Below are 22,227 nucleotides of genomic sequence, written 5' to 3' on the forward strand. Positions count from 1 at the left end.
GCCGACAAGATGGTGTGCAGTTCGTCATGCGAATCCACATCGAACACGCTGAAGTTCGCGTATTCGCCCGCGATGCGATGCAACTGCTGCCACTTTCCGCTTCGTTGCAGGGCCTGCGAGTAGGCTTTCTCGCTAGCCTTGATTTCTTCGGCGTGTGCCGCAGGCATGTCGTGGGGCAGATGGACATCCATTCTTACGAGATAAAGCATGTTCTCTCCTGAGAAGTTGCCGCTCCCTCATGTAAAGGCGCGAGGATTTCTTGTCGGCCCGCGCTTAAGCGTTCTTGTCGCGGCGGTAAAACGCGAGCTTTTCTTCGTCGATTTTCAGCCCGAGACCCGGGCCTTCGGGCAGGTGAAGTTCGAAGTCGCGATACTGAGGACGCACCGTCACGATGTCGTCCTTGAGCAGCAGCGGGCCGAAGAGCTCGGTACCCCACGCCAGGTGCGGCAACGCGCTGAAGCCGTGGGCGGACGCAATCGAGCCGATACTGCCTTCAAGCATCGTGCCGCCATAGAGCAGGACGCCGGCGGCGTCGGCAATCGCGGCCGCGCGCATCATGCCGTAGATGCCGCCGGACTTCGCGATCTTCAATGCAAACACGTCGGCGCATGCGTCACGTACGAGGTCGAGTGCGTCCTCTGGCCCGCTGATGCCTTCGTCGGCCATGATGGGCACGATGAAACGCGCGGCGAGCCGCGCAAGCGCTCCGCGCTGCTCGCGTGGCGTGGGCTGCTCGATGAGGTCGATACCCGCAGCTTCGAGGGCTGCGATGCCTAAAGCCGCCTCGACCTCGTTCCATGATTGGTTGACGTCGACGGTCACCTTCGCACGGTCGCCCAGCGCCGCTTTGATTTTGGACACGTGAGCCACGTCGTCGCGCACGCTGCGGCGGCCGATCTTCAGCTTGAAGACGTTATGGCGGCGCTCGGCGAGCAGCATCTCGGCTTCTTCAATGTCGCGGTGGGTATCGCCGCTGGCGAGCGTCCACAGCACCGGCAGTGTCTCGCGAGCGGCGCCGCCGAGCAGCGAGCAAACGGGAACACCGAGCCGTTTGCCCTGCGCATCGAGCAGCGCCGTCTCAATGCCGGATTTGGCAAAGCGATTGCCACGTGCGACCTTGTTCAGCTTGAGCATGGCCGCATTGATGTTGGTCGCGTCCTGCCCAACGAGCGCCGGCGCCAGGTAGGTGTCGATGGTCAGCTTGATGCCTTCAGGACTTTCTTCACCGTAAGACAAACCGCCAATCGTCGTGGCTTCGCCAATGCCCTCGATACCGTCGCTCGAACGCAATCGAATGACGACCATGGTTTGCTGTTGCATCGTCGCCATGGAGAGCTGATGCGCGCGAATGGTCGGGAGGTCGACCAGAATCGCTTCGACGGATGTAATTCGAGCGTTCATACCTGCAATGACTAAGTGGACGGGTTGCCGAAGTATTGCGCGCGCAATATCCGGTTGTCCAAGACCGTCGACGTCTAGCGCCATACCCCCCAGGTATGACCGCCCTACGTCGCCTTATCGGCGGGGCGTTCGTACGGAATGTTCGCCTCCTCGTACAAGCGATAAACCAGGCTGAGCATCTCCTCGATATCGCGCGATTCGTCCATCGCCCGCATACTCATGATGATCGGCGAGGTCAGCGTCGGGTCGTCGAGTTCCCTGTAACTCACATCGTCGCGCTTAAGCCCGTATACGCTGCTCGGGACGATGGAAATCCCCTCACCCGCAGCCACGAGCCCCAAGGCAATCTGGATTTCACGTACCTCATAGATCTTGGCTGGCGTCAGTCCACGGTCCTTGAAGGCGGCAAGAACCTGGTCGGCGTAACTTGGACGTGGTGTCTTTGGATAGATGATGAGCGTTTCGTTGATGAGATCGCGCAGGGCCGAAACGGGCTTGGCCAGCGCAAGGGGATGGCCGAGCGGAAACGCGACGATCATTTTCTCTTCTCGCAGAACGACGCGACGGATATTCGAATCTTCCAGCCGGATACGGCCAAAACCGACATCGATGCTGCCCTCTTTGAGCGCCCGGATCTGGTCGGTCGTCGACATCTCATGCAAGCTCAGCTCGACAGTCGGATTCTCATCGCGGAATCGGCGAATGATTTTTGGCAGCAACCCGTAGAGCGTCGACGCGACAAATCCCACCGACATGCTGCGCTCGATGTTGCCGACGCGCCTTGTCATCGACTCGAGTTCGGACGTCTTTGCCAGCAACTGCGTGGCATGAGCGTAAAAGAACTTGCCCGTCTCCGTGAGTTTTAGAGGCCGAGAGTTTCGTTCGAACAGCTGCACGCCCAGTATCTCCTCGAGTTGCTGAATCTGACGGCTTAAAGGCGGCTGTGCAATGTGCAGCCGCTGAGCTGCACGCGTGAAATTCCGCTCTTCGGCGACCGCCACGAAGTAGCGGAGATGTCGCAGCTCCATACAATACCTCCCGGATATAGCCCGATACTAAATCAGTCTTGGACTCGCCCTTTTGCCGTCCACTATTCTGCGCTCATGCCTCGTTTCAGTGCCGAATTATACCTTCTGAGCATATCTACACTGGCCCAGAACGAGGGTTAACCCCCAACCATAAAGCGAGTTAGGAGTAGACATGAGCGCCAAAGTATTCGAGTCGAAGGAAGTGCAGAACCTGCTTCAGGCCGCTGCCAATCTTGGAAGCCAGGACGGAAACCAACGCGCGAAGCAGATTACGCATCGCCTGCTGAGCGACCTGTTCAAGGCCATCGACGACCTCGATATGACTCCCGACGAAATTTGGGCAGGCGTGAACTACTTCAACAAGCTCGGTCAGGACGGCGAGGCTGCGCTTTTGGCCGCTGGCCTCGGCCTTGAAAAGTATCTCGACATCCGCATGGATGCACAGGATCGTGAAGCCGATATCCACGGCGGCACCCCGCGCACCATCGAAGGTCCGCTCTATGTGGCCGGCGCGCCGATTCGTGAAGGCGTCTCCAAGATCGATTTGAACGCCGACGAAGACGCGGCGCCGCTCATCATCCGCGGCACGGTCACCGGCTCGGATGGCAAGCCGGTGGAAGGCGCTGTCGTCGAATGCTGGCACGCCAACTCGAAAGGTTTCTATTCGCACTTCGATCCGACCGGTGCGCAAGACGAATTCAATCTGCGCGGTGCAGTGAAAACCCGCGCCGACGGCAAGTACGAATTTCGCACGCTCATGCCCGTCGGCTACGGCTGCCCGCCGCACGGCGCAACACAAACGCTGCTCAACACCCTCGCTCGCCACGGGAATCGCCCGGCCCATGTCCACTTCTTCGTGACGAGCGACAAGAGCCGCAAGCTCACGACGCAAATCAATATCGAAGGCGACCCGCTGATCTGGGATGACTTCGCCTATGCAACCCGCGAAGAACTCGTGCCGCACGTGGTCGAAAAGACCGGGGGTGCAGCGCTCGGCCTCAAGGCCGACGCGTACAAAGAAATCCGGTTCGACATCAAGTTGACTCCGCTGGTGCGAGGCAAGGACAACCAACTGGTGAATCGTCCGCGCGCCGCCGTCACCGCGTGATTGTCTTGGGGCGGCTCGGCACTAAGCCACCCGCCCTCCTGCCAGAACCTTCTGAACCGATGCTGAGAGCTTCATCACGAAGCTCGCATAGGGAGACGACTCATGTCCGCCATGATCGATAAAGCACGACAACTGGACGATTTGCTGAGCAATGCCGTTCAACATGACAAGGAAAACGGCGTTTTCCGTTGCCGCCGCGACATCTTCACGAACGCCGACCTGTACGAGCTCGAGATGAAGCACATCTTCGAGGGCAACTGGGTGTACCTGGCGCACGAAAGCCAGGTGCCGAGCAACAACGACTACTACACCACGTCGATCGGTCGCCAACCGATCGTCATCACGCGTGACAAAGCGGGTGAACTGCACGCCCTCATCAATGCTTGCGCGCACAAGGGCGCCATGCTCTGCCGCCGCAAGCACGGCAACAAGGGCAGCTTCACCTGCCCGTTCCACGGCTGGACCTTCTCCAACGCCGGCAAGCTCCTGAAGGTGAAGGACGAAAAGACCACCGAATATCCGGTGCAGTTCAACCAGCAAGGCTCGCACGACCTTCGAAAGGTCGCGCGTTTTCAGAACTATCGGGGCTTCCTGTTCGGCAGCCTGAACGCAGACGTCATGCCGCTTGAGGACTACCTTGGCGAAACGAAGATCATCATCGACCAGATCGTCTCTCAAGCATCGGAGGGCCTCGAAGTCTTGCGCGGCAACTCCTCCTACATCTACGACGGCAACTGGAAGATGCAGATGGAGAATGGTTGCGACGGCTATCACGTCAGCACCGTGCATTGGAACTACGCGGCCACGATGGGGCGCCGTAAGCTCGAAGGCACCAAGGCTGTGGATGCGAACGGCTGGAGTAAATCGGTGGCGGGTGTGTATGGCTTCGAGCATGGCCACATCCTGCTCTGGACCAACACAATGAACCCGGAAGTGCGCCCGATCTACGAGCATCGCGAGGAAATCGCCGCACGCGCGGGCGAAGACAAGGCTAAGTACATCGTCAACCAGACGCGCAACCTGTGCCTGTATCCCAACATGTTCCTAATGGACCAGTTCAGCACGCAAATTCGCGTAGTCCGGCCCATTAGCGTCGACAAGACCGAAGTCAGCATCTTCTGCTTCGCGCCGAAGGGAGAGAGCGCCGAAAATCGCGCCACGCGAATTCGCCAGTACGAGGATTTCTTCAACGTCTCGGGCATGGGCACGAGTGACGACCTGGAAGAATTTCGCGCTTGCCAGGCGGGTTACGCCGGCGCGACATCGATGTGGAACGACATGTCGCGCGGAGCGCCGCTGTGGATCCACGGCCCCGATGAAAACGCGAAAGGTATGGGCATAAATCCGCTCATCTCGGGCGAGCGCAGCGAAGACGAAGGGCTCTTCGTGGTTCAACACGAATATTGGATGCGGGTGATGCGCGAAGCGCTGCGTAAAGAACAAGCAGAGGCGACGGCATGAGCATCGACTATCAAAAAATCTGCCGCGCACTCTACCAAGAGGCGCGCTTCCTGGATGACCGTCAGTGGGATGAGTGGCTGGCGTGCTACACGGAAGACGTCAACTACTGGATGCCAGCCTGGGACGACGATGACAAGCTCACCGAAGACCCGCAAAGCCAGGTTTCGCTGATGTACTACGCGGACCGCGGCGGCCTCGAAGATCGCGTGTTTCGCATCAAGACCGAGCGAAGCGGCGCCTCGATGCCGGAACCGCGCACGAGTCACAACGTGACCAACGTGGAAGTTCTAGCCGAGCGCGACACCGAAGTCGACGTCCGCTACAACTTCAACACGTTGAATCATCGCTACAAGACGACGGATCAGTTCTTCGGCACCGTCTACGTCACTTTGCGCAAGGTCGACGACCGCTTGTTGATTTCAAGAAAGAAGATTGCGCTGAAGAACGACTATATCCGCCAGGTGCTCGACGTCTATCACGTTTGATCGCACGGGTCGGAATGACAGAGAAAGTGAGAGGCAATATGTCCAGCTACACGATCGCACTGAATTTTGAAGACGGCGTCACGCGATTCGTCGAATGCAATGCCGGCGAAAAGGTTCTCGACGCCGCGTTCCGCGCCAGGATCAATCTGCCGATGGACTGCTCCGACGGCGTGTGCGGTACCTGCAAGTGTCGCGCAGAAAGTGGCAGCTACGATTTGGGCGATGACTACATCGAGGACGCACTGAGCGAGGACGAGAAGGCGCGTGGGCTGGTGCTCACATGCCAGATGGTGCCCGAGAGCGACTGCGTCATCACCGTTCCTGCGTCGTCGGCGGCGTGCAAAACCGAGCAAAGCACATTCTCGGCAACCGTCGCGAAGGTCGAACGGCATCATGATGCGGCGGTGGTCCTCGAGCTTGAAGTGGACGGCGCGCCTCCTGTCTTTCTCGCCGGTCAGTACGTCAACATCGACGTTCCCGGCAGCGGGCAACGCCGATCCTATTCGTTCTCCTCTGCTCCCGGCGCATCGAGTATCAGCTTCCTGATCAAAAAGATTCCGGGTGGCGTGATGACCACCTGGCTCGAATCGGCACGACCCGGCCACAAGGTGGAGCTGACCGGCCCATTGGGCAGCTTTTATCTTCGAGCAGTCGAGCGTCCGCTCCTCTTTCTCGCCGGGGGCACGGGCCTGGCTCCCTTCCTGTCGATGCTGGAAGTGCTCGCGCGCGCGAACTCGCAACAGAAGGTCCATCTCATCTACGGTGTCACGCGCGACCTGGACCTCGTGCAGATCGACGCCATCGAAGCGTACGTCGCGAAGCTGCCCAATTTCACGTTCAGCACGGTCGTCGCGGAAGACACTTCACGTCATCCGCGCAAAGGCTGGGTGACGCAGCATATGCCCGCAGAATGCCTGAACGATGGCGATGTCGACGTATATCTGTGTGGCCCGCCGCCGATGGTGGATGCAGTGCGTCAGTATTTCGACGATAGCGGTGTGACCCCGCACAGCTTCCACTACGAGAAGTTCACCCCCAACGCAGCGCTGGTGGCGGCATGAGCAGCCAACGGTTCGAAGGCAAGGTCATGGTCGTGACCGGCGCGGCGCAGGGTATCGGACGCGGTGTCGCGCTGCGCGCGGCGGCCGAAGGCGCGAAGGTGCTCTTCGTCGACCGCGCCGACTTCGTTTGCGAGGTCGCCGCAGAGGCGGCAGGCGGCGAGACCGCGGGCTTCATCGCGGACCTCGAGACCTATGAAGGCGCGGCGTCCGCCATGGCCTTCGCCGTGCAGCGGTTTGGCCGGATCGACATCCTCGTGAACGGTGTCGGCGGGGCTATCCGTATGCGCCCCTATGCCGAATTCGAGCCGGCGCAGATTGACGCGGAGATTCGTCGCTCGCTCATGCCGACTTTATATGCTTGCCATGCAGTCCTTCCGCCTATGCTCGCGCAAGGAGGGGGAACGATCGTCACCGTTTCGTCGAATGCGACACGCGGCATTCGTCGAGTCCCCTACTCCGCGGCAAAGGGTGGCGTCAACGCCATGACCCAGTCGCTCGCGATGGAATATGGCGAGCACAACATCCGCGTGGTCGCCGCAGCGCCCGGTGGCACCGAAGCACCTCCACGACGCGTGCCGCGCAATACCGCGGGCGAGAGCGAGCTAGAGAAGGAATGGATGAGCGAGGCAGTGAAGCAGGTCACCGAGTCGACCTTCTTCAAGCGCTATGGCACGCTCGATGAGCAAATCGCCCCGATTCTCTTCCTCGCCTCCGATGAGGCGGGGTACATCACAGGCGCCGTGCTGCCGGTGGCGGGCGGCGACAACGGTTAGGGACGCGGTCCGTCTTCAACTGCTTTGTCCCGCGTGCATCCGCAGTGTGTTATCCCAATCTGCAGCCGCGCGTCAGGAAAACAAGTAGACTGCGTTCGGTAGCGCCAGGCATCCCCCGATACGCGATTATGAAACTCATCCCGCCCGAACTCGAGCAGATCACCTCGACCACGCTGCAGCATTACAACGCGAACGCAGAGCCTTTCCGCGAAGGCACGCGAGATCACGATGTCACGCAGAACATTGCGGCGTTGCTGCGTCACATCGAGGTCGAACCGCCCTTCTCGATCCTCGACTTTGGCTGCGGACCAGGGCGCGATTTGAAAGCCTTCACCGCCCTCGGCCATCATGCCGTCGGCTTGGACGGCGCTGAGCGCTTCGTTGCGATGGCGCGGGACGAATCCGGCTGTGAAGTATGGCAGCAGGACTTCCTCCAGTTGCACTTGCCGGCTGAACGCTTTGACGGCATTTTCGCCAACGCCTCTCTATTTCATGTTCCGGCTCAGGAATTGCCGCGGGTGCTTCGCCAATTGCACGCGACACTGAAGCCCGGCGGCATTCTATTCAGCTCCAACCCGCGAGGCGCGAACCAAGAAGGTTGGACCCATGGCCGCTACGGCGCCTTCCACGATCTCGATGCATGGTCTCGCCATATGATCGGTGCGGGGTTCGTCGAGCTCGAACACTACTACCGTCCCGCAGGCTTGCCGCGTGAGCAGCAGCCTTGGCTGGCAAGTGTGTGGCGCAAGCCGGCCGCTTGATTCAGGGCCGGCTGACCGAAAACCGTTCCTTACAAAGCTTCTTTGATCAACGGTTCGTCTCCCACCAAAGTACCGGATGCGTCGCGCCCACCGGCATCGCCCATGCGCCATTCGGGCCGAAGTCGAAACCGACGAACGACGATCGATCCGTCATTTGAGCGGTCGTGAGCCCGCTGGCCGCCGGCGTCGACGTGCCCCATGCCACGCCGGCCGCGGCCAGCGACGTATCTTTGTCCCAGTAGACATTGTCGGCGATCGACCCGTTGTTCACGGCCACGATGCCGCCCACCTGTGTCGGATCTCTTTCGAAGTCCGCATTCCCCGTGGCGAACGATTCGCTGATCGTGCCGTCGTTACGAGAGACGAGCCCCCCAGCCGACGTCGATCCGCAGCCCCACCCTGGCGCGCACATATGCGGCTCGTACGTCACGTCTCCCGTCGCGTACGACTGGACGATCGTGCCGCCGTTGAAGCCCGCGAGACCGCCGGCGCCCGGCGAGGACCACGTCCCGAGGACATCGCCCGTGGCGTACGACTGACGTATTGTGCCGCCCGCTGCGTTGGAGCCGACGAGCCCGCCGGACATACTCGGCGCCTTGACAGACGCTGTGCTGGACGAGCGTGCAATCTTGCCGTAGTTCAGCCCGACGAGCCCGCCCACAGGCCCCGCATATCCGAAGTCGTGAATACCGAGCGAACCGACGCTATGGGCATCGACGATCGTGCCGTAGTTCACGCCGGCAAGGATGCCTACCGCGCTCGGTGGAGCGACGAATTCATCCGTTGCGCTACTGACGGTAATGTCGCGTACCACGCCTGTGGTCCCGATCACGCCAAAAAGTCCAATGCCTCGGAACGGGTCCACACTCGACGGCTCGTGATCGTCATAGGCGGACCCGACCGGCACGCCAATGGTGTGACCCTGTCCGTAGAACTGGCCCGTGAACGGATTGTCGACGTTGCCCATGGGGATGAAACGGCCATCGTCCGTGGGTGCGGTGAAGTCCTTGCCGACGGCATAATTTCCGGCCAGATCGTGGCTTACGTCGGCGAAGTCTTCCGCGGAATTGACGAGCTTATATCCCGTGATTTGCGCAACGACGCCGCTGTCGGGTGCACTCGTCCAAGCAGCATTGACTTTTTGCGTGCCCGGCGAATAGGAGCCGTTCATATCGTAAAGCGCCGTGACGGTTCCCGTACTGCGGGACCAGTCGATGACCCCGTCGTTCGTCACGCTGCCGCCGTTATCGATCGCGCTTGAATCCGCGCGTAACGTCAAACTGCCCGAACCTCGGTTCCGGATCTTACTGCCCGAGTCGATCGTCACCGATCGATAGGCGCCGAGGGTCAGCGATGCCGGGCCGCGCCAGGACAGGTTCGACGCGACTTCGATGTCGCCGTCTGCGCTGTCCGCTCCGGTAGTGCCGACGGCGATCGACGTGTCGGCGTCGAGGCTGCGCTGGAATGCGCGCGCGGCTGGCCGTCCAATCGTGAGGCTCGGCGTCGTAATGTTCCATTGCGCGGCTTTCACCCGCGTTTTACCGCTCGCTCCGAATTGCAACCTGCCCGCATTCGTGTCGACCGTGCCGCCGCTACCGTCCGCGTTAGCCGCAGCGATGTTGCCATCGAGCATGACGTTGCCTTTATCGGCGACGAGCCAGACGTGACCATCGCGCTTAGCCGTGCCGTCGGCGCGAATCGCCGAGTGTCTTCCCGCGAGCGCGAATACGTTGCCGTCCGCCGCTTGCAAGCTGGCCTGCGCCGCCTCGATCACGCCTGCGTTGACGACAGTGCCGCCGCTGCCGGTTCGCACGAACACTTGCCGGCTGTTCCATGCATCCTGCAGCAAAACATCCGCCCCGGCGGCGAGCTCCGCGGTGCCGTTCGGTGCATCGATACGCCCTGCGTTGATGACCGTATCGCGAGCGATCAAGGCGACATCCCCGCCCGTCGAACCGATGTGGCCTAGATTGACGACGAGCGCATGCGAGTCGCCGTGGAAGTCCGACGCATGTCCTTTCATGAACGCGCACGAACAGGTATCGAGCGTGGAAGCCACGAAGCGGCCGCCCGTCGTGACGGTGCCGCTTCGGCCAATCACAATGCCTTGAGGATTGATGAGGTAGACGCTGCCGGTTGCCGACAATGCGCCGAGAATGATCGAGGGGTCGCCGCCGGTTACACGGTTCAGCGTCGCACCGTTGCCGTTGTCGAAGTTGACTCGATTGCCCTTGCCGATCGAAAAGCGCGTCCAGTCGATGACGCCGCGGCTCGTGCTCTGCGCAATATTGACGGTCCGGCCGGACGAAGCGATCGAGCCCGAGCCCGCGATGAAATGTCCGCCGCTAGGGAGTTCTCCACCGGCATAAGCGGCAAGCGGCGCGCCGCAAGCAAGCACCACGGCCACCGGCGCCCACTGCGATAGAGGGCGGCGCGTGAACATCGAGCGATCGGAATGGAGCGTGTCGGCGCGAGGGGGCGTGCCAGTGCGCCCCTGGAAGTCCAGCGATGGTGTTCTCGATTTCATGGGTGGTGTTTGGTTGGTTGTTCACGTCGTCATCTCGCACTGCTGTTGTGCATGCTTTAGTGCGATGTATTCAAACTAGGTCGATGCGTCGCACTCGCCACCACCATATCTCGGCGCTATCGGACGATGTTTCGGATTTTTCGGCCGCAGCAAGGGCAGCCCGCCTCCACTCGCGCCCCGCTACGCCTGCACGCGAAACACCGCTACCTGCTGGGTCAGCCGGTCGGCCTGATCGCGCAGCGCAACGGCTGCGGAAGCCGATTGCTCGACGAGCGCGGCATTTTGCTGCGTGGTTTCGTCGATGTGCTCCACGGCCTCGCGCACATGATCCAAATCGCGCCGCTGCGCCTGCGCCGAATCGGCGATCGCTTCGATCAACGCGTTGACACGCCCCACCGCGTCGACGATCTCGGTCATCGACGCGCCGGCTTCGTTCACGAGGCGGCCGCCGGCCTCAACGTTGCTCGCCGACGATTCGACCAGTTCCCTGATCTCCTTGGCCGCAGCCGCCGCGCGCTGCGCGAGCATGCGCACTTCGCCCGCCACGACGGCGAACCCGCGCCCGTGTTCGCCGGCCCGCGCGGCCTCGACCGCCGCATTGAGCGCGAGGATGTTCGTCTGAAAGGCTATCCCGTCGATCACGGTCGTGATTTCGCCGATCTTGCGCGATGAATCGGTGATCGCCTGCATGCTGCCCACCACGCGCGAGACCCTCTCGCCGCCGCGCTCGGCGGCGCCGGACGCCTGCTGCGACAGGACGCTCGCTTGCTGCGCCGTATCCGCCGACTGCGTTACCACGGCGTTGACCTGGCTCATGTACTCGGCCGTCTGCTGCACGCTGAAGGCCACCTTTTCCGTGCGAGCGCTTAGATCCTGATTGCCCGATGCAATCTCGCCGGACGCGATGTTGACCGACTGCACGCCGTCGCGCACTTCCCCGATCAGCTTCCTCAGCCGCTCCGACATCTCCGCCAAGGACCGGATCAAGCGAGCGGTTTCATCCTCGCCCCGAGCCTCGATGCTAAGCGTCAGGTCTCCCCGCGCCACAGTTTGAGCGATATCGACGGCGCGCTTGAGCGGAACCGTGATCGTGCGCACCACGAGCGTCATCAGCGCAGCCGCGACGGCTGCCGCCGCAATCACGGCGGCAACGATCCAAGCGAGCGAACGATGTGCGAGGCGGCCCGCGTCGCCGCCGGCCCGATCCGCCGCGCGCTCGCTCGCTTGCGACAGTGCATCGAGCTCGGTGGTCAGACGCTCGAAGCTCTTCGCGCTGTCCTGCATGATGATTTGACGCGCGGACGCATGCGCCGCACGGTCGATCGCATCCTCGATTTGCGCGGTGAAAGTTTGGTACGTGCGCCATTCGTGGACGGCCGACTCGTAAGTTCGCCGCTCGTTTGCGTCGAGCGGGAGCGTGCCGAAGCGTTGCAGTTGATCGGACAATTGCGCGACGTTCTGCTGGAGCTTCGGCAATACCTGAGCGCGTTCGTCGTAGCTCACGAGGATGTAGGCGAATTCCCGGTTTCGAACCGCGGCGGCGAGCTGAGCCAAACGCTGCGCCTGAACCGCGGCGGGAAGCCAGCTACCGCTGATCTGAGCCGTGCTGGCGGCGATCCTTGCAATCTGAGCGGCGCCGAACGCACCCACCAGCCCCAGGCTGACAAGGGCCACACCCAGCACCCATTGCAGTTTGCGGCCGACCGAAATCCTCGACAGGTAGCGCATGGCCGTCTTCCCCGAATGTCGCTTAGATTAGTTAGTAGTCCTATTTAACAAGGACTCTTTGAGGAATCGCATGGGCCACCGTGGATTCCGAAGCCTAATATAGATGCCTTCGGCTCTACGACGTGGAGCCATTTCATTATTGACGGAGGGGCCACTTGCTGGGCGCCGCGTTCTGGTCAGGCATTGCGGTCGAAGGCACGACCTGCCGCGCGGGGCGCCAAACGCCGTATCAGCGCCGCATGGTTCGGATATTGGCCCAGAAGCGCGTCGATATCGCCAAGCTCGAACTCGCTGAACTCGAAGCCCGGCGCGACGGTGCACCCGACAAATGAGAACCCGTTCGGCTCGGCGACATCGGCCAACGCGGGACGCTCCGCGGCGAACCAACTGCCGGCTGGGACGACTAGTTGGAAAGCCGCGTCGTCGCGCGCCAGCGCGTCGCCGAGCCGATACGTGACGAGCTGTCCCGCCCCGTCGAGAACATGGACGTCGATCGGATCGCCTGCGTAGAAGTGCCAGACTTCATCTGAACGGATGCGATGCCAGGCCGAATACGCGCCGTCGCACAGCATGTAGTAGATGCAAGTGGAAGCCGAACGCGTCGTCGCGCTGGCCGCGCTTGGCTCGCCGGATCTCGCCCCTTGGGTCGCAACGCGGACGACACGTGACGAATCGCGATGCGTCTCGCGGTAATACCCGCCCTCTGGATGGGGCGAAAGCCCGAAACGCTCGATCAGGCGATCCTTGGCACGCAAAGTTCGATTCATCGGCGCACACCTTCGGTCAGACCTGATCTAATCGAATCAAAGCGCGCGCTTGACCGCGCGCGCCGAACCCGAGATGTCCTTCCCTACCCCGTCAACGGTATTGCAGCCCGCCACCGACACCGCGACGCCCAACAGGACCAACGCCATCATCCAAGCCTTCAACATAATGTGTTTCCCTTCTCCATCTGATTGAATGCACCCCTGCGGCACGAGGGGTTGAAGCAAGCGCAAGCATACCGCCTAGTACAATGTCGCCTCGGCGGAGCTTACAAACCGCCTGCGAAAGCGGTACGACTCGCCATGCGGCTCGCGGCACGGCCGCGGCCGGCGAGAGCGCAGCATAGCGCTCCCGCGGCCCGGTCGCCACAAATTCAACCGGCGTCGATGCAACGACGCGACGCCACGAACCCTTTGTCAGCCTTGACGGCCTCTAACCACTCCCGCACCCACGGCATTGTATTGGCCGCGAGCCTCGCGCTGATCGCGTTCTCGCTGCGCACGCCGATCACCAGCGTCGGCCCGATATTGCTCGAAGCGGCGCGCGCCACGCACCTCACACCGACGGGCGCCAGCATTCTAACCACGCTGCCTTCTTTCTGTTTCGGCATATTCGGGCCGCTCGCGCCGATGCTGGCCCGCCGCGTGGGCAGCGAGCGCGCGCTGCTCGTGCTGCTGACGGCCGGCACCGCGTTGCGCGTCGTGCCGTCTTGGCAAACGCTGTTTATTGGGCAAACCATTGCGTGCTTTTCGATCGGATTGATGAACGTGCTGATGCCGGGCGTCGTCAAGCGCGACTTCCCGCATCACGTCGCGCTGATGACGGGGCTCTACAGCGCCGCCATGTGCGCCGGCGCGGCCGCCGCGGCAGCTGCCACCGCGCCGGCCGCCAACGCGATCGGCCACGTGTTCGGCAACGCTGCGGACAATGCGTGGGCCTGGGCGTTGGCGCTCTGGGCCGTGCCCGCGGCGGCGGCGATCGCGATGTGGCTCGGTCAGTTTCGCGCCGGCGGGATGCGGGTTGGCAAGCGCGCAAACAAAGTGCGAGGGCTATGGCGAGATCCGCTTGCCTGGCAAGTCACGCTGTTCATGGGATCGCAATCGTCGCTCGCCTATATCGTCTTCGGATGGCTGCCCACGGTGCTGCGCATGCGCGGCATGAGCGCGGTCAACGCTGGCCTCATGCTCTCGCTCAGCGTGATGACGCAGGCTGTCGCGTCGCTGCTGCTGCCCTTCGTCATTGCGCGGTTTCGCGATCAGCGCGCAATCAACGTTTCGGCCATGGTCTTGGCCGGCGTGAGCCTCACCGGCTGCTTCTTCGCGCCGCTTTCGACGATGTGGGGCTGGGCGCTACTGCTCGGCGTCGCGCAGGGCAGTTCGTTCACGCTCGGCCTGACGGTCATCGGGTTGCGTTCGAACGATTCGCAAGTCGCCGCCCAGCTCTCGAGCATGGCGCAAAGCATCGGCTACTTGCTCGCCTCGAGCGGCCCGTTCATCGCCGGCTCGCTGCTCCATGCCACCGGGTCTTTGTACGGCTTGGCCGGGCTATGCGCCGGCATCTGCGTGCTGTCGTCGTGCTTCGGCTACGCTGCGGGCCGGCGCGCGCACGTTCAGGTCGAGATCGAGGAGACCGCCGCTTAACGAGCGGCGTCGCGCACACCATATCGCCCGTTACCACCGTTCGGCGAACGGCCGTATCGTGTAATCGAACGTCCATGCGGACGGGTGCTGATGCGCGAGATGAAACACCTCGTCGGCGATCGCGTCGGGCTGAGCGAAGTACTCCTCTCGCGCGTGCGGCCACCCGGCCGGTGGTTCGGCCCACGCCGGTCGCGTTCGGCCGCTTTCACTCAGCCACGCCGCGTCGATGACGGCATCGATCATCAGATAGGCCACGTGAACCCGCTTCGGCCCGAGGTCGCGCGCCAGCGCCTCGGCCAGCACACGTTGGGCCGCCTTCGTCGGCGCGAACAACGCGTAGTTCGGCTTTCCGCGCAGCGACGCCGTGTTGCCCGTCACGACGATGGCGCCCTCGCCGGCCTCCACCATGTCCGGTGCGCACGATCGAGCCAGATGAAGCAGCGCCGTCGTGTTCACGCGAAAATTGCGCTCGAGCGCGGCAGGATCGCCGTCGAGAAACGTGGCGAACGTTTCGGACACGGCGTTGTGAACGATCACAGCCGCGCTGCCGAGTTCACGCTTGACCGTCGCGATGCACGCGCCCAGCGCATCGAGGTCGCCCACGTCGCAAACGTAAGCTTTGCTGCCCGAGATCTCGCGCTCCAAGCGTTGCAAACGCTCTCCGTTTCGCGCCAGCATGGCCACACGGTAACCCTCGCGGGCGAACCGCCGCACGATCGACGCCCCCGTCGCCCCACCGACGCCGGTCACGAGGCATACTCGCTCACTCATCCCAGCTCTCCCTTTGTGCGACGGCGCCATACGCATTGCGCAACGCGTTTGGCGCCGCCGACGATCAAGCTACCGCCGCGACGCTCAGGTCATGGAGCTGACCGAATTGCCTGCGAATGTCGACTTTCTGGCCCGCTTCGAAGTCCTTGCGCAATTTCGCGCGCACATCGTTACGCGGCACGTTCGGCCAACGAATCGTCAACTCGTTGAGCCCAGCCTGAACCACGCCGGCGCTCGCGCGCGTGCGCAGCGCCACCCACTCGTCCTTGAGCGTCGCCTGGGCGATCGGCGTGCCGTTCAACTCGACGACGATCTCCCCTGCCTGCGCGGCCTCCGGTATCCGCGAGGTGACGCGGATCGACAAATCCTGGGCGGCCGTCGATGAGAACGTGTACGTGCTCGTCGTGCCGTAGGCGGCTGCGTATGCGCGGCGATACCAGCGGTTGCGATCCGTGAGTTCCGTCGAATGCGATTGCAGCAGATCGATCTCGTCGACACGCCCCACGGACAGCTCGGGGCCCTCCGACGCCGAGGCCGTTTCCGGAAAAGCCGTCGCGATTGCGTCGAGCAACGCCTGCTCCTTGATGACGCCGCGCGCCAGCGGGCTATAGCCGACCAGGCACACTTCGGCAATGTCGTTCTTCACCAGTTGATCGAACTCGGGCAGCAATACCGGCGGCGTCTTGCGGCGATACGCGTCGTAGACGAGCGCAACGGCTGTCTTCGCGATGTTCGGGTCGTACTCTCGCGCGCGCTTGAAATGATAGGCGCAGACCTCCGGGTCTTGCCCCCAGTGCGCATTGTGAATGCCCGCGAGCAAATGCGCCCAGGCTTCGTGCTCCGGGGCCGGCTTCGAGGCCGCTTGGATCAGATCCTCGAGATACGCTTCCTTGTGGAACAAGGCCGGCAACAATTTTTGCGCCACGGCGGCCATCGCCACGCGCATCCCTTCGGACGTGTGATGGCAGAAGTCCAGATAAAGCCGGCGGCCCGGAATTTCATGCTCGTACCGATCGCCGAACAGCTGTGGCAGATCGACGACGGTCGCGCCCACTTCCGGCGCTACTCGGCGAATCGCCTCCGCCACGTTGACGAATACGCCCGGCACCACGCGCGTGTCTTCGATGATGTCGCGGCTGCGCCGCAGCGTGGCATAAACCTCTTGATTGCGCTTGCCCAAGCCGCGCTGGATGCGTGCAAGCAGATCGAGGCTCGACGAGGACGTGCCGCCGTCCAGCGCGATCGCGCGCTGCACCGATTGCTCCGCGGCCGCGAAGTCGCCGGCTTCTAGGGCACTTTTCGCGGCTTCGTACGACGACACCCAGGCTTGCGTATCCTCGCTCGACATCAGCGGCGCGTCGAACGCGCTCACGGGCGCGCTCGTCCAATCCGCCACGTTGATCTCGGGGATGACGAACAGCACCGGCACGCCCAACGGCGTCAGCGACGACGCCAGCTTCGTGACGACTTGTCCGGCGAAGCGCTCGAGGCTGTCGAGCTGCTTGTTCAGCAGCTTCGAAAATCCTTGTTCCTCTTCAATGAGTTCGCCATCGGTCAAGAATGCGTCGACCGAGGTATTGGACAGCGCGCCCACGCGCCAGTTGTTGCCCGCGAACACGACGACGGCGTCGGGCTCGAGCATCGGCACCGACGCCGCGATCTTCGACAGCCACCAAGGATCGCAATTGCTCTGCGCGAGGTCGATGATTTCGACCGGCTCCGCCGAGGCCGTCAACTGCTCGCCCAACACCTGCGCCGGGCAATACACCGGGTCGAAGAAGAAGCCGCGCGCGACCGACTCGCCTAGCAGCACGATGCGCTTCTTGTCGCCCTTTTTCCCGATGCGCTCGACGTCGGCGCAAAAGCGCCACAAGTCGATATGCTTGCGCGCGCGAACGAATTCGCCCGTGCCCTCTTCTTCCTCCCAGATGCTGACGGAGCGCTTGCCTTGCGCTTGGCCCTTCAGGCTGGCGAAGTCTTCCGCCAATGCGGCGAACGGGCCCGACCAATGATCGGACGTGTTCGAATCGACGTACTTCGTCTCTTCCCCGAGCAACTGCAGCACCGAAAATGCGGCGTTGTCGTCCTTGAGCAACGCTGCAAACCGGCTGCTCAGTTCCTTTCGCAAAGATTTGTCTGCCATGTTGAGTGCTCCCGTAAGTTGCGTGAACGTGTGAACGTGTCAAAACCGTGTCAAACCGTCAGTCAGCAGCGATGCATTTGAAAATCCTCAAAAGTCGTCATCGGCTCGGCGCTAGGCGTGCATCAATTCGTCCGGGTAGGTCGCCCGGACAGGTTCGTCATCAGGCAACGCTTTTCCGTCGACGACGGTGAAAACCGGCCGGCGTCCTGCCAGCAAGGACAGCAACGCAGGGCTGCCCGCTCGGTAGTCGTCATCGGCATCTCGCTCGAATACGCACATGTCGGCTTTCATGCCGGGGGCCAGCACGCCGACATCCGAGAGACCGAGCGCGAGCGCGGCACAGCGCGTCAGGGCATCGACGTATCGGTCGAGCTTGGCGGCCGGCACGCGCTCAGCCACGCTGGACAGCAGCGTTTGCGCGTCGCCGCCATGGATATGCAGCGCAGCGCGGCCTTGCATGACGAGCGGGGCGTACGTTCGCCACACATCGGCGAGCCCGGCCCCGCCCGATTCTCCGAGCGAAGCGACGCACTGCGTGCGTGCCAATATCGCCGCCTCGCGCCGGTCGACTCGCGAGGCCCCGAACACCGTCACGTTCGGTTCATGCGTCAGCAGATAACCGATCAGCGCGCTCTCCGAGCAGTAGAAGCGGTTACGGAATTCCACCGCCTCCTCCGTGCTCGACGAGACCTGCAGACCGATCCTCGTCCCCATCGTCTTCGCGAACTTCGCGAATTCGACCACCTCCGACGCCGACAACAGCCCGGCGCTCGACAAGACCGGCATGACGGTGAGGGGGGGATCCGACTCATTGCCGAAGTGGCCGCGCGAGGCGGACAGAAACCAATCGAGGAAGCCGTTCACCTGCTCGAGGTAGTTGCCCGAAAATCGCAGCAACGCCACCGTCCGAATCGGTCCCACGCGCTCGCTCGCCGCCAGCGCCCGCATGTTGTCGCCGAAGATGCCGACCGACGTCATGGCGCTCGGACGCGTGGCGGCCGCGCCATTCGACGCGCGGCCGCTCGCCGCCGCTTCCATGCCGACGAGCCCCGGGGTGCAGACGAACCCCGAACCGTCCACGCCGTCCGTCAGCGTGGACAGCCCGCCCGGCGCCAGGCCGCTGATGCGCGAGCCGCTGATCTCGATGTCGCAATGGCGAAACGCATGACTGGCGCTATCGAAGCACAGGGTCCGCCGAATGACCCAGGATCGAGCGCGAGGTGAAACGCGAAGGGACGAGTTCGTCGAACGCGTAAGCGCGTGGCCCATGCTGGACGCTCCGTCGGATCAGAGGAACGTGTAGACGTTGACCGATTCGGGAGCGGCGCGCTTTTTCGCTGAACGCGCGCTGAAGATCTCCTTCAGCTTGCCCCACGTATCGAGCTTGAAGCCGCGGTCCACGATGTAGTCGCCGATGACCAGCGCGTCGATGTCCGAGACGACGAAGCACCAGATCGCATCGACCGGGTCGAGCACGATCGCATCGCCGCGCATGTTGAACGACGTGTTCAACAGAATCGGGCACCCGGTCAAGCGGTCGAACTCCGTCAGCAGCGCATGGAAACGAGGATTGCTGTTCTCGTTGACCGTCTGTACGCGCGCCGAGCCGTCCACGTGAGTGATCGCCGGCAACGACAGCGGCGAGATCACGTCGCACGTCTCCAACATGAAGGGGGAAGAATGATCGAGATCGAAGTGCTCGGCCGCCTTCGATTCGAGCACCGCCGGGGCGAACGGGCGAAACGCCTCGCGCATCTTGACGAGCGCGTTGATCCGGTCGCGCATGTCCGGACGGCGTGGATCGGCGATGATCGAGCGCGAACCGAGCGCGCGCGGGCCGAACTCCATCCGCCCTTGGAACCAGCCGATGACTTTGCCGTCCGCCAGGCGTTGGGCGGTTTCCTTGATCAACTCATCCGGGCGGTCCGCGCAATCGACGATCGACGATTTCGGGAAAATAGCGCTGACCGTCTGATGGATTTCGCGGTTCGAATAGCTCGGCCCAAGGTAGACGTGCGGCAGCGCGCGCAGCTCCGGACGCTCGCCCGTGAGGCGCGTATGGGCAACGGCCGCGGCGCCGAGCGATCCACCGGCGTCGCTCGCGGCGGGCTGAACGAACAGCTTTTTGAACGGACCGTCGCGCAAGATGCGCCCGTTGGCCACGCAGTTGAGCGCCACGCCGCCGGCCATGCACAGGTTCTCGACCGGGTGCGTATCGTGCAGGTACCGCACCTTCGCCAGCAGGATGTCCTCCAGCGTGCGTTGCAGGCTCGCGGCGAGATCCTTGTGGAACGTGTCGAGATCGGATTCCGGCTCGCGCGGGGCCTCGCCGAAGAGTTCCGGCAAGCGGTCCGAATACATGCGATCGCCGTTGAGGAAATCGAAATATTCCATGTTCAACCGGTATTGACCGCCGTCCTTCATCTCCAGCAAGCGCTTGACCTGGTCGACATAGAGCGGCTTTCCGTACGGCGCGAGGCCCATGACCTTGTATTCGGCGTCGTTCACGTCGAAGCCCAGGTAGGCCGTGATCGTGCTGTAGAGCAGCCCGAGCGAATCGGGGAACGCCACTTCCTCGAACAGTTCGATGCGTTCGTCTTTGCCGTGGCCGTAGGTCGTCGTGGCCCATTCGCCCACGCCGTCGACGGTAAGCAGCGCCGCCTCGGAAAAGCCGGAATAAAAGAATGAACTCGCCGCGTGCGAAAGGTGGTGATCGACGTATTCGATCGGGCCGTCGAAGCCGAGGCTTTGGCGAATATCGCGTTCCGCGCGTTTCGGATCGATCTTGAAGCGCCGCCGTGGGTTCTGGATCAGATCGGTCAGATTCGTCGCGATTTGGCGCGAGGCCTTTTTGTACGGGTCTTCGTAGTAGGCCACGCAATCGACGTCCTTGATCGTCACGTTCGCCTCGCGCAAGCAGTAGCGAAACGCGCCCGTCGGAATGCTGTTGTCGTGCTTCACCTTCGAGAAACGCTCCTCCTCCGCGGCGGCGATGAGCTTGCCGTCCTTGAGAATGCAGCAAGAGGAGTCGTGATAATGCGCGGATACGCCAACGATTATGCTCATGATGTCACCAGTCTCAGGTTTGAACGAAGGGTTGGAAGAGGCGTGGCCGTTAGCGCGCCACCGCGTTGAGGGCTCTCTTTAGCGAGTCGAAGATGCGCGATATGTCCGCCTCGCCGGTGCGCCAATTGGTGAATGCGACTCGCAATCCCCAAGTGCCCTCGTAGACCGTGCTCGTGATGAACACGTCGCCGAGATCTCTCACGGCGCGAACGTACGCGTTGATGCTTGCTTCATGGGGGTCGTGCGTGAGCGTGAAGCAGACGACGTTCAAGCGGGTCGGCGCAAGCAGGCGAAAACCGTCCTGATCTCCGATCCGCTTACCCAGCGCCTGCGCAAGCTCGATGTTGCGTGTGACGATCTCCGCGTGCCCCGCCCGGCCGTATGCGGCGAGCGAAAACCAAGTCGCGAGCGCCCGCAGCCTGCGAGAGTTTTCGGGCGTGAGGTGAACGAAGTCCGGATTGTCCGCCGGCACGCCCAAATACGCGGCACTGTTCTGGAATACGCGCACCTGCAGATCGCGACGCCGCGTGAATTGCACGGCGGCGTCGTACGGCACGTTCATCCACTTGTGCAGATCGATGCAGATCGAATCGGCCAAGTCGAGCCCGGCCACGAGGTGGGCGTGCTTGGGGTCGAGCGCGGCGAATGCGCCGAACGCCGCGTCGACGTGCAGCCAGAACGGATACTGTGCCTTGAGCGCGTAGATGCCTTGTAGATCGTCGAAGTCGACCGTATTGACCGTGCCCGCGCTGGCGACGACGATGGCCGGCTCGCCGCCCAGCGCTTCGAGCGCGCGCTCCAGCGCGCCGATATCGACGGCTTCCCGGCCCGGCAGCGTCGGTACCTTCTGCACGGCCTGGCGACCGATGCCGAGCACTGACAACGCCTTGTAGATGCTCGAATGCGGCACAGCCGACAGCACATGCACGCGGCCAAGCGCGCCTACGCCCTGCTCGAACACGCGCACGTCCTTGCGCTCGCCGAGCCACTCGCGGCCCAGCGCCAGCCCGACCAAGTTGGACATCGTCGCGCCCGTGACGAAAACGCCCTGCTGAGCTTCGCTCAGGCCGAACAATGTCCGCAAGCGCGCGATCGTTTCGCGTTCCAGGTCGGGCGCGGCGCTGTCGATGCCGGCCGTGGGGTTTTGATCGTAGACGCTCGTGAGCCAATCGCCGGCCACCGACGCCGGCGTCGCGCCGCCCGTCACGAAGCCGAGGTACCGCGGGCCCGCGCTGCCCGAAAAACCCGGCGCCCAGCGCTCGGCGAACTGCGCGAGGGCGCCTTCGAGTCCCGCGCCCCGCTCCGGCAATGGCTCCACCGTGGCGGGCGGCGGCGCCAGCGCGGCCGGACGATCGTCCAGACTCGCGAGCGCTTTTACGGCGTAGCGGCGAGTACGTTCGAGCAGCGAATCGATGTTCGCGAGATCGGAAGCAAGTGTCGGATGCATGGTCGGCTCGTGAGATGCGTGAGATGCGTGAGGTTCGCGGGCGTCGTGAATGAAGCGACGTC

The 22,227-nt window shown here is 62.8% G+C and carries 19 protein-coding genes; 7 read left to right on the forward strand and 12 right to left on the reverse strand.

Features of this window, described 5'->3' with window-relative positions:
- The 3 genes from ACTHNR_RS01620 to ACTHNR_RS01630 all read right to left on the reverse strand — a co-directional run.
- A partial coding sequence (locus ACTHNR_RS01620) for a muconolactone Delta-isomerase family protein (protein WP_440545666.1) occupies positions 1-209 on the reverse strand: 209 nt, incomplete at its 3' end.
- 64 nt (positions 210-273) lie between these two features.
- Positions 274-1,401, reverse strand: coding sequence for a muconate/chloromuconate family cycloisomerase (locus ACTHNR_RS01625; protein WP_440545668.1), 1,128 nt, complete (start codon positions 1,399-1,401; stop codon positions 274-276).
- A 104-nt stretch (positions 1,402-1,505) separates the two neighbouring features.
- Complete coding sequence (locus ACTHNR_RS01630) at positions 1,506-2,429, reverse strand: LysR family transcriptional regulator (protein WP_440545669.1); 924 nt, start codon at positions 2,427-2,429, stop codon at positions 1,506-1,508.
- A gap of 172 nt (positions 2,430-2,601) precedes the next feature.
- Here ACTHNR_RS01630 and catA point away from each other — a divergent pair, with 172 nt between their 5' ends.
- From catA to ACTHNR_RS01660, 6 genes are all read left to right on the forward strand, one after another.
- Complete coding sequence (gene catA, locus ACTHNR_RS01635) at positions 2,602-3,537, forward strand: catechol 1,2-dioxygenase (protein WP_440545670.1); 936 nt, start codon at positions 2,602-2,604, stop codon at positions 3,535-3,537.
- A gap of 102 nt (positions 3,538-3,639) precedes the next feature.
- On the forward strand, positions 3,640-4,998 hold the full coding sequence (locus tag ACTHNR_RS01640; protein WP_440545671.1) for a Rieske 2Fe-2S domain-containing protein: 1,359 nt from the start codon (positions 3,640-3,642) through the stop codon (positions 4,996-4,998).
- Positions 4,995-5,483, forward strand: a complete 489-nt coding sequence (gene benB, locus ACTHNR_RS01645; RefSeq protein WP_440545672.1) for a benzoate 1,2-dioxygenase small subunit — start codon at positions 4,995-4,997, stop codon at positions 5,481-5,483. The genes ACTHNR_RS01640 and benB overlap by 4 nt, the downstream gene beginning before the upstream one ends.
- A 38-nt stretch (positions 5,484-5,521) precedes the next feature.
- On the forward strand, positions 5,522-6,544 hold the full coding sequence (benC, locus tag ACTHNR_RS01650; protein WP_440545673.1) for a benzoate 1,2-dioxygenase electron transfer component BenC: 1,023 nt from the start codon (positions 5,522-5,524) through the stop codon (positions 6,542-6,544).
- Positions 6,541-7,317 carry a benzoate diol dehydrogenase BenD gene (gene benD, locus ACTHNR_RS01655; RefSeq protein ID WP_440545674.1) on the forward strand — a complete coding sequence of 259 codons (777 nt, stop codon included), beginning with the start codon at positions 6,541-6,543 and terminating at the stop codon, positions 7,315-7,317. The genes benC and benD overlap by 4 nt, the downstream gene beginning before the upstream one ends.
- Positions 7,318-7,445: 128 nt before the next feature.
- Entirely contained in the window at positions 7,446-8,078 is a 633-nt protein-coding gene (locus ACTHNR_RS01660) for a class I SAM-dependent methyltransferase (RefSeq protein WP_440545675.1), read from the forward strand.
- 46 nt (positions 8,079-8,124) lie between these two features.
- On the opposite strand, the gene ACTHNR_RS01665 is transcribed toward ACTHNR_RS01660, so the two are convergent.
- From ACTHNR_RS01665 to ACTHNR_RS01680, 4 genes are all read right to left on the reverse strand, one after another.
- Positions 8,125-10,605 carry a two-partner secretion domain-containing protein gene (locus ACTHNR_RS01665; RefSeq protein WP_440545676.1) on the reverse strand — a complete coding sequence of 827 codons (2,481 nt, stop codon included), beginning with the start codon at positions 10,603-10,605 and terminating at the stop codon, positions 8,125-8,127.
- A gap of 180 nt (positions 10,606-10,785) precedes the next feature.
- A complete protein-coding gene (locus ACTHNR_RS01670; RefSeq protein ID WP_440545677.1) occupies positions 10,786-12,333 on the reverse strand; it encodes a methyl-accepting chemotaxis protein in 1,548 nt (515 codons plus the stop codon).
- A gap of 176 nt (positions 12,334-12,509) precedes the next feature.
- Positions 12,510-13,100 (reverse strand): cupin domain-containing protein, encoded by a 591-nt coding sequence (locus ACTHNR_RS01675; protein WP_440545678.1) that lies wholly within the window; start codon positions 13,098-13,100, stop codon positions 12,510-12,512.
- Between the two features lie 36 nt (positions 13,101-13,136).
- Positions 13,137-13,265, reverse strand: a complete 129-nt coding sequence (locus tag ACTHNR_RS01680; protein WP_440545679.1) for a hypothetical protein — start codon at positions 13,263-13,265, stop codon at positions 13,137-13,139.
- Between the two features lie 246 nt (positions 13,266-13,511).
- Between ACTHNR_RS01680 and ACTHNR_RS01685 the strand changes: the two genes are divergently transcribed.
- Positions 13,512-14,738: an MFS transporter gene (locus ACTHNR_RS01685; protein WP_440545680.1), complete on the forward strand. Its 1,227-nt coding sequence runs from the start codon at positions 13,512-13,514 to the stop codon at positions 14,736-14,738.
- Between the two features lie 30 nt (positions 14,739-14,768).
- On the opposite strand, the gene ACTHNR_RS01690 is transcribed toward ACTHNR_RS01685, so the two are convergent.
- The 5 genes from ACTHNR_RS01690 to ACTHNR_RS01710 form a co-directional block, all read right to left on the reverse strand.
- A complete protein-coding gene (locus ACTHNR_RS01690) occupies positions 14,769-15,509 on the reverse strand; it encodes an SDR family NAD(P)-dependent oxidoreductase (RefSeq protein WP_440545681.1) in 741 nt (246 codons plus the stop codon).
- Between the two features lie 64 nt (positions 15,510-15,573).
- Positions 15,574-17,652, reverse strand: coding sequence for a hypothetical protein (locus ACTHNR_RS01695; RefSeq protein ID WP_440545682.1), 2,079 nt, complete (start codon positions 17,650-17,652; stop codon positions 15,574-15,576).
- 111 nt (positions 17,653-17,763) lie between these two features.
- On the reverse strand, positions 17,764-18,921 hold the full coding sequence (locus ACTHNR_RS01700; protein ID WP_440545683.1) for a hypothetical protein: 1,158 nt from the start codon (positions 18,919-18,921) through the stop codon (positions 17,764-17,766).
- Between the two features lie 18 nt (positions 18,922-18,939).
- Positions 18,940-20,718: a carbamoyltransferase family protein gene (locus tag ACTHNR_RS01705; protein ID WP_440545684.1), complete on the reverse strand. Its 1,779-nt coding sequence runs from the start codon at positions 20,716-20,718 to the stop codon at positions 18,940-18,942.
- Between the two features lie 49 nt (positions 20,719-20,767).
- Positions 20,768-22,165, reverse strand: coding sequence for a pyridoxal phosphate-dependent decarboxylase family protein (locus tag ACTHNR_RS01710; protein ID WP_440545685.1), 1,398 nt, complete (start codon positions 22,163-22,165; stop codon positions 20,768-20,770).
- Between the last annotated feature and the right edge of the window lie 62 nt (positions 22,166-22,227).

Source organism: Trinickia sp. (genome assembly GCF_051954495.1).
Classification (GTDB): Bacteria; Pseudomonadota; Gammaproteobacteria; order Burkholderiales; family Burkholderiaceae; genus Trinickia.